We start from the raw sequence: 14,902 nt of genomic DNA, 5'->3' as shown, positions 1-14,902 counted from the left end.
TCGATGCGAACCGGGAAGACATTCAATTCGATTTCCCCTTGGCCTCGAACAAAAACCGCCCGGTCTCATATTACGGCGTAGGCTTCGAATCGCCCCACAGGCGCCCGATCTGCTCGTTCATGGCGAACAGGAAATCCGCTCCCTCGACGACCTTTCCACCTTTAATCGTGAGGACCGCCACCCCTTTGTATTGCAAACGATGGCCGTCCCTGTTGGTGAAATCCACCTCCCAGTGAGCTGCTGCCACATTGTTGCCGATCAGATCGAACACGTTCGAAACGCTGACGCTGTGTACGGTAAACTTCAACTGGGGCATCTGCCGCATCAGGTTCTCGAACCAGCCCCTGATGGCCTGCTTGCCGACGAATCTGCCGCCGACCGGCAAATCGCCCGGATAATGCCAGACAGCATTGTCCGCCCAGGACGATAAAAACGTGGAAACATCGCGCCGGTTCAGCGCTTCCAGGCCCGCTCTAACTTTTTTCTTTGCGATAATGGCTCCTATCATGGTGCCTCCCCCTTTGATATTGAACCTGCTCTCTGCCAGAAACGTCCCTGGTCCCTTTCAATGTTTTGCAGCTATCGTCAAAAGTTGGGAGGAAAACATCTCCCCCGGGGATATGACCGTCTCTTCCATGGGAACGTGATTTCCATATCGCTCTTTCATCTTCGCCTTTACGGCGACGTCGGTCAGATCAAAATCCCGGAGCTTCTGCAAGTTGCCGATGCGGACGCCAACGCCGCGGTCATATATTTTCCAGACGAGTTCCGAGCAGTAGATACGATCGTCGGACCACTCGAAGGTGAGGTCGTAGGATTTCCCCTGGAACTTGTCTGCGGCCTGGCGAAGCTTTGAGATTGCATCGGGAGTCAATATGCGCCTGGCCTCGCGCAGTCCCTTCACGACATAGTGGCCATCCTGGCCTCGCGCAATCCATTGCTTCAGCGGAGTGTAACGGACGGTCTGGACAGCCTCAAACACGTACGGCTCGCCGTTGCGGTGAAAAATAATCCCCATATGGCTATACCTGGAGTGGGTGGCCTCTTGAATGACAGCACTTTGGGACGAGCGGGACGTGTGGAAGATGATATCGCCATCCCGAAGCTGATCCGCGGACGAGGTCCCGCAGCCGGAAAGTGCGAAAAGAACAAGTGCGAAAAATGTAAGAACTCTTTGCAAGACTCCCCCTATTGTTCAGCTCGAAATGTTTCATACTTTACCTTTCCCTAATTAGATAAATCAACATCAAACAAATATCCTGTTGGAATCGATGAACCAAGAAAACGCCGCAGGAAACCGCCACCTAAACAACGGGAACCTTTTCCATATTTTTCATTGCCACCACCCTTCGCTTGCGCTAGCATCTCCGCCATTCCCGGGACTGCTCGAGCAGGCGGTACCCGCTCATTTTCAAACGGCACGACAACGATCGAGCCGTGGCCTGTTTGCCGTTGAATGTCATGACATGACCCAAGAATGCTGTTTCACCTATCGCCCCATCGGCATCCTGCGCTCCCCCTATACCCGGCGTATCGATGCACCCCATCAAAGCACAGTGGCGGAAGGCACGGAAACCGGAGAGTTCGCGCTGGCCACTCTTGAGCTTCAGGATTGGCTGGACGAGAAAGTCCTTCAGGATCTGGGCGGTTTCGAGCGGCTTTGGCTCATCTTCGCCTTTCATCGGAGTGAAGGCTGGAGAAGCAGCGTCAAGCCGCCCCGGGGTGGACCGAAGCGGGGCGTTCTGGCCACCCGCTCCCCTCATCGTCCCAACTCCATCGGCCTTTCGGCGGTGGAATTGGCCAAAATCGAAGGCAGGACGCTGCACCTTCGCGGCGTGGACCTCCTGGATGGCACCCCTGTGCTGGATATCAAACCCTACGTCCCCTACGCGGACGCCTTCCCCGACGCCAAGGCCGGCTGGATCGACGATCTGGACGAAAAGCTGGGACGTCATTCCGCGCCAGGACCTCGCAGGCCCAAAAGCAGGTAGGGTTCCGAATTTCAGGACAAACATGCATGGAAGAACCGTGTCCTGTTTCTCCAAAAAAACCAGGAAAACATTGCAGAAATGCACGGCTCCGTCTATAGTGACGGTTTGTTCAAAACCGGAAGGAGATTGCCATGATTACGGCTGTCAGCCCGCTGGACGGGCGTTATGCATCGAAGGTGACGGAACTGGTCGAATGCTTTTCCGAGTACGCCCTGCTGCGCAACCGGGTGAAGGTCGAGGTGCTGTGGCTTCTGGCGCTGAGTGCCGAGCCCGGAATTTCCGAGTGCCGGGCGGTGACGGAGGAGGAGGAGAAGGTTCTGCGTGCCATCGTTGCCGATTTCACTCCCGAAGAAGCGGAGAAGGTCAAGAAGATCGAGGCGGTGACCAACCATGACGTGAAGGCGGTGGAATACTACCTCAAGGAGAAGATCGCCGGCACCTCGCTGGAGGAAATTTCGGAGTTTCTGCACTTCGCCTGCACCTCTGAGGACATCAACAACCTCTCTCACGCGCTGATGCTCAAGGACGGCCTGGCGGCGCTGACGCCGCTGCAGCAGGAGATCGTCGATCATCTCAAAAAGCTGGCGGAGGATTTCAGGGACGTACCGATGCTGGCCCGCACCCACGGCCAGACCGCTTCGCCGACCACCCTTGGCAAGGAACTGGCGGTTTTTTCCGCGCGGTTGCAGAAGCAGAGCCGCAATATTGCCCAGGTGGAAATCCTCGGCAAACTGAACGGCGCGGTGGGCAATTTCAACGCCCATCTGTCGGCCTATCCGGAAGTGGACTGGCCGCGGCTGGCCAAGGGAGTGATCGAGAAGGAACTGGGGCTGAAGCAGAATCTTTTCACCACCCAGATCGAACCCCACGACTACATGGCCGAACTGTTCGACGCCATCGCGCGCTGGAACACCATACTCATCGACCTCGACCGGGACATCTGGACCTACATCTCCATGGCCTACTTCGGCCAGAAGACCGTGGCCGGCGAGGTTGGCTCCTCGACCATGCCGCACAAGGTCAATCCCATCGACTTCGAAAACTCGGAAGGCAACTGCGGACTGGCCAACGCCATCTTCGGCCACCTGTCGGCCAAGCTGCCGATTTCCCGTTTACAGCGGGACCTGACCGACTCGACTGTGCTGCGCAACATGGGGGTCGGCTTTGGTTACAGCATGATCGCCTACCGCGCGACCCTCAAAGGCCTTGGCAAGCTGAAGCTGAACGAAGGAAAACTGGCCGCCGATCTGGACAATGCCTGGGAGGTGCTGGCCGAACCGATCCAGACGGTGATGCGCAAGGCCGGCATCGAAAAGCCTTACGAAAAGCTCAAGGACCTGACCCGGGGCCAGGCCATCGACCGGGAGACGATCCGCGCCTTCGTCGAGTCCCTCGACCTGTCCCGCGAGGACAAGGACCGGCTGCTCGCCCTGACTCCGGCAAGCTACACCGGCATGGCACCGAAAATCGTCGACCTGCTGGATTAAACTATCCGGAGCCGCTTGGCGAAAGAGGGATCGCGCCGGCGGTCCCTTTTTCGCTTCTCAGGAAAACATTTTGCAACCTGTTACACTCATTGAATAAGTGATGAGCGATGGATATTAAAAAAGGCGTTTACCGCCACTTCAAAGGCAGCTACTACGAAGTCATCGATCTGGCCCGGCACAGTGAAACGGAAGAATGGTTCGTGGTTTACCGGCCCCTTAATGGGGACAAGGGAACCTGGATCAGGCCGGCGAAGATGTTCTTCGACACCGTGGGAAAAGAGGGGCAGGAACGGCCGCGATTCAGCTATGTCGCCGACAGACCCGATTTAATAAAGAACGACAACCTGAGCAGTTGAACGAAACTCCAACCTAAAAAGGATAAATCTCATGGCACAGGCAAAACAAGGCGATCGGGTAAGGGTCCATCTTACCGGCACCCTGCAGGATGGTACGGTTTTCGATTCGACCGCCATTGATCCCGAAACCGAGGAAGAGTCGGGTCCCTACGAATTGGTCATTGGCGACGAAGAGATTTTCGACGAAATCGAGGAGGCCCTGATCGGAATGTCCCCAGGAGAAAAAAAAACGATCACCATTCCGGTCGAAAATGCCTTCGGTCCCTATGATGATGAAAACGTTTTCAGCGTCGGACGGGATCAGTTGCCCGCGGAATCTCTTCCGGAAGTCGGCCAGGAGGTCGAACTCACCGATGAGGAGGGGGAAAACATGGTGGCTATGGTGATAGAGGTCAACGATAATGAGGTGACTTTCGATGCCAACCATCCCCTGGCCGGCGAGGACCTGCATTACGAGATCGAACTGGTGGAAATTCTGTAAGGGATCAAATTGCATCAACAACGGCCCCCGTTTATGCCAGGGGGCCGTGTTGATGCAATCCGCTTACTTCTTCTTATCTAGCTTCTTTTTCAAAACATCGCCGAGAGTGCCCATCGATTCGGAGGCGGGCTTTTCCACAAAGGATGTCGGCTTTTCCTCGGCCGGCTCGGCTTCTTCCGTTCCTCCGACCGGTATGAGGGAAATGCGCCGTTGCTCCTGTTCTATCTTTTCCACCTTCACGTCTAACGCCTGACCCGCCTGCAGAGCCTCGGAAGCATGCTTGAGGCGTCGTCCCGCTCCCAGCTTGGAGATGTGCACCAAACCGTCGATCCCTTCCTCCAGGGTGACAAAGGCTCCGAAAGGTGCCAGACGTGCCACCCTGCCGTGATAAACAGCGCCTTCGACATAGACGGAACCGACCTTTTTCCAGGGATCGGCCAGGGTATCGCGCAGGCTGAAAGAGAAGCGGTTGGCGTCCCAGTCGAGCTTCTTGACCGCCAGTTCCAGTTCCTGCCCGACCCGTAGCACTTCACCGAGATTTTCGACCCGCCCGTAACTGATCTCGGAAATGGGCAGCAGCCCTTCGATTCCGCCGATATCGACGAAGGCCCCGAAATCCCTCAGGGAGGTCACGGTACCCTTGACCACCATCCCTTCCTTCAGGGTCTCCTTCAGGGCGTCCCGCTGCCGGGCGCGCTCTTCCTCGAGAATCACCCGGTGGGATACGACAACATTGCGCCCCTGCTCGCCGAACTGAATTACCTTGAAGGACCGGCTCTGCCCGGCAATGGACTCGGGATAGTCTTCCCGGCGCAAACCCAGCTGGGAGAACGGGCAAAAGGCGCGCATGCCTCCGGGAAGCCGCACCTCGAATCCCCCCTTGACCTCTTTTTCCAGACGACCTTCCACGGGTATGCCGCTGCGCCAGGCCTCCTCGATCTGAGCCGCTCCCGCCGCCCCGGCCCCGAGACGGGTGGTAAAGCGCAGTTCCCCTCCAGTCCGGGACAGGAAATAGACATCCACCTTGTCCCCGACGGCTGCGGTCAGAGCGCCCGATTCGTCCTGGAGCTCCCTGACCTCCAGCACCCCCTCGCCTTTCTGGCCGACATCGAGAAAAACCCATTCCTTGCCGATCTGCAGGACTGTCGCCCGGACTTTCTGGCCGGGCTTCAGTTCCCTGGTCTCGACCATGCTCTGCTCGAGCATTTCGGCAAAACTTTCCTCGTCCTCGGAATCCTGTTCCTCTTCGTTCTCGTCAAAACCGTCTGGATAGTCTTCCATGTAACGCCTCGTCAAGATTCGGATTTATTTGTTTGTCCCCGATTATATGCCTGATCCTGCCCTCCCGGCAAGAAACATCGGCAGTCCGGCCTCACACCCGAGAGAAAAACATCTCTTTCCCCCAGCGTTGACATCGGGAGCCCAACTACAGTATTTAAGATAGAAAAGCAGATTACGGATCATTGCACAATGCCCGACCCTCAAAGTTTTGACAAAAACCCCTGTTCCTATCAGCGGGCAACAGCCTGGGATCTGAAACGGCAGATTGCACTGTTTGCCGATGGCGCCCTGAATCGCACCCTGCTCGACGCCGTCCCGACCCCGTTAATGGTTCTCAATACCCATCAGCAGATCGTCTATGCAAACAAAGGTCTGCTGGATATGGCGGCCGCCGATGCAAGCGAGGTCTACGGCCGTCGTCCGGGAGAAGTGCTCGACTGCCACCAGTCTGTCAACACGCCCGGAGGCTGCGGAACCTCAGAGGCCTGCAAAAGCTGCGGAGCGATCCTGGCCACTCTCTGCAGCCTTGGCGGCCGACAGAACGAAAGCGAGTGCTGCGTTTCCCGAAGTCGCGAAGAAATTCTGCCCGAGTCCCTCGAACTGCGGGTGAACACGTCTCCTCTCACCATCGATGGAGAAACTTTCGTCATTTTCGCCGTTACCGACATCAGCCATGAAAAAAGGCGCCGGGTCCTGGAACGAATTTTTTTTCACGACATCCTGAATGTCGCCGGCGGTATCCGCGGCTTTGCTGAATATCTCCTGCAACACGATCCGCCCAATCCGGAGGAGATCTATGCCCTGATCAGGGCCGCTGCCGACCAGACCATCGAGGAGATCGAGACCCAGCGGCTGCTGTCGGAAGCAGAGAACCAGGAACTCCAGGTGCGGTCGGAACCGCTGATCCTGGGGGATTTTCTGGAAACGACCGTCGGCTTCTATCGTCAGCACGAGGCGGCCCGGGGGAAACATCTGCACCTGGACGACCGCAGCCCGGAACTGATCCTGGTCAGCGACAGAACCCTTCTGCGCCGGGTGCTGGGGAACGCCATCAAAAACGCTCTTGAGGCCTGTTCCCCGGGAGAAACCGTCACCGTCGGCAGCGACATTGTCGGTGATCAGGTGCGCTTCAACATTCACAATCCCGGTCACATCCCGCATCCGGTCCAGTTGCGAATCTTTCAGCGCTCGTTTTCCACCAAAGGCCCCGGGCGCGGCCTCGGCACCTACAGTCTGCGGCTGCTCGGCAATCACATGGGAATTCAGGTCTCCTTCACCAGCAGCATCGGCAAAGGGACGCTGTTCACCATCCTTCATCCCCTGTCTTCGGCTACGGAATAGTCGCCGGAATCATATCGAAAAAAAGGACACCGTAGCCATGCCGACATCGGAACCTTTAACCTTTTTTGCCCCTGCCGATCGTGTTCCCTTCGAAACACTGAGGCAACAGATCGAATTTTTCGCCGATGCATCCCTGACCCGGAAGCTGCTCGACGCCGTTCCCTCCCTGTTGATGATTCTGAACCGCCATCGCCAGATCGTCTACGCCAACCAGACCCTGGTGGACCTTATCGCCTCCGGGGACAAAAACCTGGTGCACGGCCTGCGCCCGGGAGAAGCCCTGAACTGCCTGCATGCTGCCGCGGCCCCGGGCGGCTGCGGCACTGCCGAAGCGTGCAGCACCTGCGGGGCGGTGCTGGCCGTTCTGGGCGGGCTGCAGGGTCGGCAGGAAGTTCGAGAGTGCCGGGTAACCCGCATGGTGAACGGGCAGCAGGAGTGCCTCGATCTGCAGGTCTGGGCCACGCCGTTGATCCACTCGGGCGAGACCTTCACGGTGCTGGCCATCAGCGACATCAGCCACCAGAAGCGGCGGCGGGTTCTGGAGCGACTGTTTTTTCACGATATCCTCAACGTGGTCGGCAGCATCCGCGGCTTTGCCGAACTTTTGCAGTCCTACAGGTCGGAGGACAGGGAAGCGATCTACGGCCTGATAAAAGTCGCGGCCGAACAGACCATCGATGAAATCGAGACCCAGCGCATCCTGTCGGCCGCAGAAAACAATGAACTGCAGCTTCGGCCGGAACCGATTCGCATCGACCAGTTTCTGCACCAGACGGTGGAAATCTACCGCCGCCACCCCATTGCCGAAGGACGCATAGTGTCCATCATCCGACCCACCCCCGAGTTGACTCTCTTCAGTGACCGGACCCTGCTCGGGCGGGTCCTGGGCAACATGCTGAAAAACGCCCTTGAAGCCTGCTGTCCTGGAGAGACGGTCACAACCGGATACCGCGTCGTGGACGGGCGATTGGAATTCAGGGTGAACAACCCCGGAGTCATTCCCCCCGAGGTCCAGCTGCAGATTTTTCAACGATCCTTTTCCACCAAGGGCGAAGGTCGAGGTCTCGGCACCTACAGTTTGCGCCTGTTGAGCTCCCGTCTAGGCGGCGAGGTTTCTTTTATCAGCCGCGCGGAGGAAGGCACCACCTTTCTGGCCAGCTATCCGCTGAAGGCGGCCGTGTAAAACCTTATGCTCGACCTGCTTATTGCCGGTCGGTCGGATTCGTGGTTGCAACACCCGGTCCCCTGTGGATAATATGAGCCTTCATTTCGGCCCGCTTCAAAACCCGTTTTCATTTCTGAAAGGAAGCCAGATGGTTCTTGTCGTCGAGGAAGCGATTCAACCCGGGAAGATTTACGATCTGCTCGCAAGGAACACCGCGGGTTCGGTACTTTTGCACTTTGCCGTGGTCAAGGAAACGCCCCACAACCAGGCAGCCACCCAAGGCGTCGAATACCGCCGCAACGGGGACATGGAAACGGAGATGCAGACCATTGCCGAACATCTGCTGCAACAGTGGGAGCTGGAAGACGTGCTGCTGATCAGACGGGTGGGCTGCCTCAAGTCCGGCGAAATCATCTCCCTGGTGGCAACCTCTTCCCCCAACAGCGTCGATGCCTTTGACGCCTGCCAGCACGGCATCAGCCATCTGAAAAAGATGTCGACCATCAAAAAAACGGAAATCGGGGTCTGTTGATCCTGGATGAGCGTATAGCATAAGTGAAAAAGCCGGGGAGGTCTCCCCGGCTTTTTCACTTCTGGTGATCGGGATCGGTGGCCGTCTAAAAGGAATTGATCCGCCGGATAAAGGCCTTGAGCAGGCCGTAGCTGCGGCGATCGAATTCAAAGGTCAGCCGCGGCAGGGGGAGCAGATCGGGCTGGTCCTTTTCGGCCGGGAGCGGGCCGGTGATCTGCAAATGACTTCCCGGTTCCTTGATTTCCGGGAATTCGCCCTCCAGCATTTCCAACTGTTCCGGGTTCAGGGGCTTGTAAAGGCGAATCACCAGGGTTTTGCCGACAAAACGCATGGAGTGGTACACCCGGTAGAAATCGTCGATGATGCGCACCGCCTCCACCGGATCCCGGGTAATCGAGAAGAGACTGAAGTCCTCGCCGGAGATAAGGCCGCGCTTGAACAGGGGATCCTTGACGAATTTCAGCCACTTTTCCCAGTAGTCGCCGTCTTCCTCATCGATCAGCACCAGCGGTATCGGGGGGTTCTTCCCGGTCTGGATCAGAGTCAGGGTCTCCATCGCCTCATCCAGGGTTCCGAACCCGCCGGGGAACAGAGCGACCGCCGCCGCCTCCTTCAGAAAGGCGACCTTGCGATTGAAAAAATATTTGTAGGTAATGACATTTTCGCTTTCGGACATGACCGGATTGGTCTCCTGCTCGAAAGGCAGCCGGATATTCACCGCGAAGGAGTTTTCGGCGCCGGCGCCCTCATTGCCGGCCTGCATGATGCCGGGCCCGCCGCCGGTGATGACCATATACCCCCGCTCCACCAGCATCCGGCTGAAATCGACACATTTTGCATAGATCGGCTCCTCCGGCAGGGTCCGGGCCGAACCGAAGATCGTCACCTTCTTGCGGCGGCGGTAGGGTCCGAACAGCTTGTTGGTGTAGCGCATCTCCTTCATGGTGGTGCGCATCAGCTTGAGGTCCGCCAGGTAATCCGTCTCCCTGCCGGCCTTGAGTGCGCTGATGATCATCTCCCGGACCAGCTCGGGATGATTGACCTCAGTGGCGCGCAACAGATCGTCGATCAATTCGTCAAGGTGATTGTTGACGCGGGCAAAATGAATATCCATGCAAATTTTCCCCTTTGACTTCAGTCAGGCCGGTGTCCCGAGAAACGGTCGGCCGGAAAGGCCTTCGGCGCGGATGAATAGACCGCAGAGGCTGCTACCGGCAAAGCGGCGGTCAAATGCCCGATAAAGCCGGTGCAGGGCCTTCTCCAGCGCAAAATAGTTTTCCCGGTCTTTTCCGCCAAGGAAATTCAGGACCGGCTCACAGGCAAAGGTGATGCAATTAAAGGGCCGTCGACAGGGTTCGATACGGCAGCCCGTTGCACCAAGGAAGGGGCAGGGCAGCGAAAAATCCGGTTTTGGAGGGGGTTCTCCCGCAACAAGAAAAGCCAGCAGATTGGCCAGGGTAAAATGGTTTTTTCCGCTGTCGCAGCAGGCCCCCGAGCAGTGTCGGCAGGCTTTGGGCCCATCGGCAAGGCGAAACAGCTCGTCGATCTGCCCCTGCATCACCGCAATTTCATTGATCCTGTCGACGATCCACTTTCTGTCTTCCCGATCGAGGGTTTCCAATTCCTGACTTACGGCGGCAAGGGAGCGCTCCCAGAGCCGTTGATTGCGTTGAAGGTCACTGACCATAGTTCGTCTATGGAAACGGCGCCCTGGAAGCGCCGATTTCTGAAAAAAGCATCCAAAGATGTTTCGGGATTGAAAAGCGGGCGGATTCCTACCCGAAAAATGAATGGCCGGAGAAGTCCGTAAGCCGGGTTCTGTTCCCCGGGTCGGTTACCCTTGCCGGGGCGATGATCATTCCTCTAGGACCGCCGTCGCCGGCGGCCTCAAGCAGCCAACCCGGGAGCTTCGGACGGGCCGCCCTCAAACGCTCCCCTATTTGGCCTTGCTCCGGATGGGGTTTACCGAGCATCCGGTGTCACCACCGGACCTGGTGAGCTCTTACCTCACCCTTTCACCCTTACTCCGTTTTCGCCTCCGAACTTCGACGCAAACCACCTTTCTGGAAGGCGGCCTGCTCCGTCGAGCTTCGGCGAAGGCGGAGCGGTTTGCTTTCTGTGGCACTTTCCCTGGGGTTACCCCCGGTTCCCGTTAGGAACCATCCAGCCCTGCGGAGCCCGGACTTTCCTCCCCCTGCCTGGGCAGGCGGCGATCATCTGTCCTTCTCCGGCCATTCCAATGAAGATCGGCCTGAATCAGTCTTCCTTTTCCACATACAGCAGGCGATTGCAGTGCGGGCAGCACTGGATCTCCTGGGACCGAAACAAGCTGTTGAACAACTGGGGCGGCAGATGCATGTTGCAACCGAGACAGGTACCGTTCCTGGCTTCCACAACCGCAATACCGGCCCGGCGCTCCATCAGCAGTTGGTAGCGTTTGCGCAGGGGCACCGGCAGCGGCTCGAGATGGGTATCGCGCTGACTGTTCTTTTCGGCCAGAACCTGTTCGGAATCCTGGAGCGATTGGCGAATTTCTTCGCAGCGCTCCCTGACCTGCTCCTTCAAGGCGTCCAGCGACTCCTGCTTTTCTTTCCTTTCCTGCTCGAGAGCGCCGATCTCCTTTTCCTTTTCCTGGATCCGGTCGGAGAGATCCTTGTTCACCTTCTTGGCGGCATCAATCTCCTTGAGCACCGCCAGATATTCCTTCTGGGTCTTGATCTCAGGGAGCCTGCCCTCGGCTTTTTCCACATTGGCCTTTTCCAGATTCAGAGACTTGCGAAGTTCTTCGCGCTGCGCTTCGATCAACTCGATATCGGCGGTGAGACTGTCGATCATGGTCTGAATCCGCTCCAGGTCGGCACCAATTTCGAGTTGCTCCTTTTCGAGCTTCTGCCGATTTTCGCGAAGGCGACCCAGCTCCCGGTCGAGGCCCTGCAGGTTCTTGAGAAGTTGCATCTGTTCTTCCACGTAATTGCCTCCAATCATTCTCTCATTTGCGGTTTTTCGAGCGTTTTACCCGAAAAAAAAGGGATTCAGATCACTGTAAAAGGATCTTCCTCCCCCTTGTACTCCAAAAATTCGATGTGCATACCCCGCTCGGCGGCCTTTCTGCGAAGAACCTCGGCCAACCTGCCGACCATCAGCTGCTCACTGGCAAAATGACCGGCATCGATGAGGGCGAGATTCTGGTTTTCCGCATTCCGGGCATCATGGTATTTGACGTCACCCGTGACCAGTACGTCGGCTCCCTGGCGCACAGCCTCAGCCAGCAGTGAGGAGCCGCTGCCGCCGCAAAGTGCGACCTTCTGGACTTTTCTGTCCGGCGCACCCACCAGTCGCAACGCCGGACAGCTCAAGGCCTGCTTGACCCCTTCTGCAAAGGAGGCCAGGGTGGTCGGTCGAGGCAGTATGCCGATGCGGCCGAGGCCGATTTCCGTCCGGCGGTTGACCAAGGGGATCAGATCGTAGGCCACTTCCTCATAGGGGTGGGCCTTGACCATCCGGTCGACAACCCGACGCATCCGTTCCTTGGGGAGGATGGTTTCCATTCTCAGCTCCCGGACGCTGTTCTGCTCCCCGACAGATCCTGAAAAGGGGTCGCTGCCGGAACCTGGTCGGAATGTGCCCGTTCCTTCACTGCGAAAAGAGCAGCAGTCGTAATTGCCGATATGGCCTGCACCAGCCTGAAACAGGGCGTCGGCCACACGCTTTTCGTAACCGGCAGGGACATAGACCACCAGCTTGAGCAAATCGTCTGCACCAGTCTGGAGCGGAACGGCTTCCTCCACACCGAGCGCTTCGGCCAGCCAGTCGTTGAGTCCATCGCGGGCACGGTCGAGGTTTGTGTGCGCAGCCAGAATGGCAATCCCGTCCCGAACCGCCTGAAACAACAAACGGCCGGTTTCATCGACCGGCACAAGACTCCGCAGGGGGGTGTAGATCAGGGGATGATGGCACACCAGAGCCTGGGCAGCAGCCCTCGACGCTTCAGCAAGAGCGCCGGCGGAGGGATCGAGACAAACCAGCGCTCGGGAAACCGGGGTTTGAGGCTCGCCGACCTGAAGCCCGACATTGTCCCAACTCTCTGCAAGAGCCGGAGGATAGAGAGCATGAAGCAGCCCGACGAGATCCTGTATGCGAGAAATCTTTTCCTTCATTCCGAAGAGTTCTGTTTCCTTCGCCTTACCTGAACGAAAAAAAGAAGAGTGCAACTGGGTCGTTGCACTCCCGGCACTGCTCTGATTGTCGTTATGTCGATATGAGTGTTCGACTCATCTCACGCCCATGTGGTGGGCCCACCAGGATTCGAACCTGGGACCGACCGGTTATGAGCCGGTGGCTCTGCCAGCTGAGCTATAGGCCCGAAAATCAGCTTTTCAGTGTATGTTGTCGGCCAAACACTGTCAAGGATTTTCATCCTCGAACTCGTCAGGTCTCGACAAAGCTCTTAAGACGCTTGGCGCGGCTGGGATGCCGCAACTTGCGCAGGGCCTTCGCTTCGATCTGGCGGATACGTTCGCGGGTGACGGCGAAATCCTGACCGACCTCCTCGAGGGTATGGTCGGATTTTTCGCCGATGCCGAACCGCATGCGCAGAACCTTTTCCTCGCGCGGAGTCAGGGTCGCCAGCACCCGGGAGGTCTGATCGGACAGATTGCCCTTGATGACCGCCTCCAGGGGCGAAACGACTCCCTTGTCCTCGATGAAATCGCCCAGGGAGGAATCTTCCTCTTCGCCGATCGGCGTCTCCAGGCTGATCGGTTCCTTGGCAATTTTCAGCACCCGGCGCACCTTCTCCAGGGGCAGTTCCATCCGCTCGGCGATCTCCTCAGGGGTCGGCTCGCGGCCGATCTCCTGCACCAGCTGCCGGCTGGTACGGATGAGCTTGTTGATGGTTTCGATCATGTGCACCGGAATGCGGATGGTGCGGGCCTGATCGGCAATCGCGCGGGTGATCGCCTGACGAATCCACCAGGTGGCGTAGGTGGAAAACTTGTAGCCGCGCTGGTATTCGAATTTGTCCACCGCCTTCATCAGACCGATGTTCCCTTCCTGGATCAGGTCGAGAAACTGCAGGCCGCGGTTTGTGTATTTCTTGGCGATGGAGACCACCAGGCGCAGGTTGGCCTCTACCAGCTCGGATTTGGCCGCTTTGGCCCGCCATTCCCCCTTCTGCACTTCCTTGAGGGATTCCAGCAATTCCTCGGGGGCAAACCCCGATTCCTCCTCGACCCGCTTGAATTTGCGCTGGGCGCTCTTCAAACGTTTCTCCACCACCAGCAGGGTGTCGACCGGCACGTTGAGTTCCTGGCTGATCTGATGGGCGTCCTCGTCGCTCTTGCGCATCCTGCGCAACAGCCGCTTGATCTCCTTGTGGGGTTGGGACAGTTCCTTTTCGCAGGCATCCACCTCGGCCATCCCCTTTTTCACCTGTCGGGCGAGTTCCTTGAGACGATCGACAATCTTGTCGACCTGGAAATCCTTGAGCCGGATCTCCCGCATCAGATCGCCGATCTGGGCCTTGAGTTCCTTGCTGCGGGTTTCCAGATCGTCCTTTTCGGTCGGGCCCGCAGTGGTCAGTTCCTGGCGCAGTTCAAGGAATTGCTCGTTTTTGACCTGAATCTGTTCGATCAACCCCAGAATCCTCTGGCGCTGTCTCTCTTCGGCTTCGAGACCTTCTTCCTCCTCGAACTCCTTGGTGATCTCGGCTACGCCGATCTGTCCCTTGACGAGCTTTTCTCCCAGAGCGATGACTTCCTTGAAAGCGATCGGGGTCTTCATGATGACCCGGGTCACCAGCGCCTCGCCGTCCTCGATCCGTTTGGCGATCTCCACTTCGCCTTCGCGGGTCAAAAGGGACACCTGGCCCATCTCCCGCAGATACATGCGGACCGGATCACTGGTCCGGCCAAGGACACCCGCTTCAAATTCGGTATCCTCCTCCGACTCCTCCTCGCCCGCATCCTCTTCCGGGTTCTGGTTTTTCCGCAGGGCGACTTTCTGCTCCGAATCGACGACCTCAATATCCATCTCGCCGAACATGCTCATGACGTCATCGAGTTGATCGGAAGAGACCATGCTCTCCGGAAGGATGTCGTTAACCTCATCGTAGGTCAGGTAGCCCTTTTCCTTCCCCAGGTCGATAAGCTGCTGGACTTCTTCCATACCGGTTTTTTTGGACATTCTATGTCTTCTCCTCTAGATCCCCCTCCGCCGGGGATTCTGTTTTCTAAATCCTGCTTTCAGATCTTGAGAGTTGAATTATAAC

16 protein-coding genes, 1 tRNA gene and 1 other RNA gene are annotated in these 14,902 nt (G+C 57.6%); 7 read left to right on the top strand and 11 right to left on the bottom strand.

The features are described 5' to 3' along the window. Positions 1-70: 70 nt before the first annotated feature. Genes R2940_17300 through R2940_17290 form a run of 3 tightly spaced genes read right to left on the bottom strand, consistent with a single transcriptional unit; the run spans position 71 to position 1,374 of the window. Positions 71-508, bottom strand: coding sequence for a nuclear transport factor 2 family protein (locus tag R2940_17300; GenBank protein MEZ4601547.1), 438 nt, complete (start codon positions 506-508; stop codon positions 71-73). 57 nt (positions 509-565) lie between these two features. Then, positions 566-1,180 (bottom strand): YiiX family permuted papain-like enzyme, encoded by a 615-nt coding sequence (locus R2940_17295; GenBank protein ID MEZ4601546.1) that lies wholly within the window; start codon positions 1,178-1,180, stop codon positions 566-568. Between the two features lie 47 nt (positions 1,181-1,227). Beyond that, positions 1,228-1,374, bottom strand: a complete 147-nt coding sequence (locus R2940_17290; protein MEZ4601545.1) for a hypothetical protein — start codon at positions 1,372-1,374, stop codon at positions 1,228-1,230. 92 nt (positions 1,375-1,466) lie between these two features. Here R2940_17290 and tsaA point away from each other — a divergent pair, with 92 nt between their 5' ends. The 4 genes from tsaA to R2940_17270 all read left to right on the top strand — a co-directional run bounded on the left by tsaA (position 1,467) and on the right by R2940_17270 (position 4,315). After that, entirely contained in the window at positions 1,467-1,991 is a 525-nt protein-coding gene (gene tsaA / locus R2940_17285; protein MEZ4601544.1) for a tRNA (N6-threonylcarbamoyladenosine(37)-N6)-methyltransferase TrmO, read from the top strand. A 131-nt stretch (positions 1,992-2,122) separates the two neighbouring features. Continuing rightward, positions 2,123-3,478, top strand: a complete 1,356-nt coding sequence (gene purB / locus R2940_17280) for an adenylosuccinate lyase (protein ID MEZ4601543.1) — start codon at positions 2,123-2,125, stop codon at positions 3,476-3,478. Between the two features lie 107 nt (positions 3,479-3,585). Continuing rightward, on the top strand, positions 3,586-3,834 hold the full coding sequence (locus tag R2940_17275; protein MEZ4601542.1) for a DUF1653 domain-containing protein: 249 nt from the start codon (positions 3,586-3,588) through the stop codon (positions 3,832-3,834). Positions 3,835-3,865: 31 nt separating this feature from the next. Then, the gene (locus R2940_17270; GenBank protein ID MEZ4601541.1) at positions 3,866-4,315 is read left to right on the top strand and encodes an FKBP-type peptidyl-prolyl cis-trans isomerase; all 450 of its coding nucleotides are present in this window, start codon (positions 3,866-3,868) and stop codon (positions 4,313-4,315) included. 63 nt (positions 4,316-4,378) lie between these two features. Here R2940_17270 and rpsA read toward each other — a convergent pair whose 3' ends face one another. After that, complete coding sequence (gene rpsA, locus R2940_17265) at positions 4,379-5,596, bottom strand: 30S ribosomal protein S1 (protein ID MEZ4601540.1); 1,218 nt, start codon at positions 5,594-5,596, stop codon at positions 4,379-4,381. Positions 5,597-5,785: 189 nt separating this feature from the next. On the opposite strand from rpsA, the gene R2940_17260 reads away from it, so the two are divergent. The 3 genes from R2940_17260 to R2940_17250 all read left to right on the top strand — a co-directional run bounded on the left by R2940_17260 (position 5,786) and on the right by R2940_17250 (position 8,634). Next, on the top strand, positions 5,786-6,937 hold the full coding sequence (locus tag R2940_17260) for an ATP-binding protein (protein MEZ4601539.1): 1,152 nt from the start codon (positions 5,786-5,788) through the stop codon (positions 6,935-6,937). Positions 6,938-6,974: 37 nt separating this feature from the next. After that, positions 6,975-8,120, top strand: coding sequence for a HAMP domain-containing sensor histidine kinase (locus tag R2940_17255; protein MEZ4601538.1), 1,146 nt, complete (start codon positions 6,975-6,977; stop codon positions 8,118-8,120). A gap of 130 nt (positions 8,121-8,250) precedes the next feature. Then, positions 8,251-8,634, top strand: a complete 384-nt coding sequence (locus R2940_17250) for a molybdenum cofactor biosynthesis protein MoaE (protein MEZ4601537.1) — start codon at positions 8,251-8,253, stop codon at positions 8,632-8,634. Between the two features lie 85 nt (positions 8,635-8,719). On the opposite strand, the gene R2940_17245 is transcribed toward R2940_17250, so the two are convergent. The 7 genes from R2940_17245 to rpoD form a co-directional block, all read right to left on the bottom strand. Beyond that, positions 8,720-9,748, bottom strand: coding sequence for a TIGR00730 family Rossman fold protein (locus R2940_17245; protein ID MEZ4601536.1), 1,029 nt, complete (start codon positions 9,746-9,748; stop codon positions 8,720-8,722). 24 nt (positions 9,749-9,772) lie between these two features. Beyond that, the gene (locus tag R2940_17240) at positions 9,773-10,321 is read right to left on the bottom strand and encodes a hypothetical protein (protein ID MEZ4601535.1); all 549 of its coding nucleotides are present in this window, start codon (positions 10,319-10,321) and stop codon (positions 9,773-9,775) included. A 105-nt stretch (positions 10,322-10,426) separates the two neighbouring features. Then, an RNA gene (gene rnpB, locus R2940_17235) (RNase P RNA component class A) lies at positions 10,427-10,863 on the bottom strand. Between the two features lie 27 nt (positions 10,864-10,890). Continuing rightward, complete coding sequence (locus R2940_17230; GenBank protein MEZ4601534.1) at positions 10,891-11,601, bottom strand: C4-type zinc ribbon domain-containing protein; 711 nt, start codon at positions 11,599-11,601, stop codon at positions 10,891-10,893. 65 nt (positions 11,602-11,666) lie between these two features. Continuing rightward, complete coding sequence (locus tag R2940_17225; GenBank protein MEZ4601533.1) at positions 11,667-12,791, bottom strand: Nif3-like dinuclear metal center hexameric protein; 1,125 nt, start codon at positions 12,789-12,791, stop codon at positions 11,667-11,669. A 130-nt stretch (positions 12,792-12,921) separates the two neighbouring features. Beyond that, positions 12,922-12,997: transfer RNA gene (locus tag R2940_17220), tRNA-Ile, on the bottom strand. 65 nt (positions 12,998-13,062) lie between these two features. After that, on the bottom strand, positions 13,063-14,817 hold the full coding sequence (gene rpoD, locus R2940_17215) for an RNA polymerase sigma factor RpoD (GenBank protein MEZ4601532.1): 1,755 nt from the start codon (positions 14,815-14,817) through the stop codon (positions 13,063-13,065). Positions 14,818-14,902: the final 85 nt, after the last annotated feature.

It is taken from the genome of Syntrophotaleaceae bacterium, from assembly GCA_041390365.1.
GTDB lineage: Bacteria > Desulfobacterota > Desulfuromonadia > Desulfuromonadales > Syntrophotaleaceae > JAWKQB01.
Note: the sequence above shows the minus strand (reverse complement) of the source record. Positions and strands in the feature narration are given on the sequence as shown.

Coding starts and splice junctions, on each gene's coding strand:
- tsaA (MEZ4601544.1), top strand. CDS start 1,467: ATGACCCAAGAATGCTGTTTCACCTATCGCCCCATCGGCATCCTGCGC.
- rpoD (MEZ4601532.1), bottom strand. CDS start 14,817: ATGTCCAAAAAAACCGGTATGGAAGAAGTCCAGCAGCTTATCGACCTG.
- R2940_17270 (MEZ4601541.1), top strand. CDS start 3,866: ATGGCACAGGCAAAACAAGGCGATCGGGTAAGGGTCCATCTTACCGGC.
- R2940_17260 (MEZ4601539.1), top strand. CDS start 5,786: ATGCCCGACCCTCAAAGTTTTGACAAAAACCCCTGTTCCTATCAGCGG.
- R2940_17240 (MEZ4601535.1), bottom strand. CDS start 10,321: ATGGTCAGTGACCTTCAACGCAATCAACGGCTCTGGGAGCGCTCCCTT.
- R2940_17245 (MEZ4601536.1), bottom strand. CDS start 9,748: ATGGATATTCATTTTGCCCGCGTCAACAATCACCTTGACGAATTGATC.
- rpsA (MEZ4601540.1), bottom strand. CDS start 5,596: ATGGAAGACTATCCAGACGGTTTTGACGAGAACGAAGAGGAACAGGAT.
- R2940_17225 (MEZ4601533.1), bottom strand. CDS start 12,791: ATGAAGGAAAAGATTTCTCGCATACAGGATCTCGTCGGGCTGCTTCAT.
- R2940_17275 (MEZ4601542.1), top strand. CDS start 3,586: ATGGATATTAAAAAAGGCGTTTACCGCCACTTCAAAGGCAGCTACTAC.
- R2940_17300 (MEZ4601547.1), bottom strand. CDS start 508: ATGATAGGAGCCATTATCGCAAAGAAAAAAGTTAGAGCGGGCCTGGAA.
- R2940_17290 (MEZ4601545.1), bottom strand. CDS start 1,374: ATGGCGGAGATGCTAGCGCAAGCGAAGGGTGGTGGCAATGAAAAATAT.
- R2940_17255 (MEZ4601538.1), top strand. CDS start 6,975: ATGCCGACATCGGAACCTTTAACCTTTTTTGCCCCTGCCGATCGTGTT.
- R2940_17250 (MEZ4601537.1), top strand. CDS start 8,251: ATGGTTCTTGTCGTCGAGGAAGCGATTCAACCCGGGAAGATTTACGAT.
- purB (MEZ4601543.1), top strand. CDS start 2,123: ATGATTACGGCTGTCAGCCCGCTGGACGGGCGTTATGCATCGAAGGTG.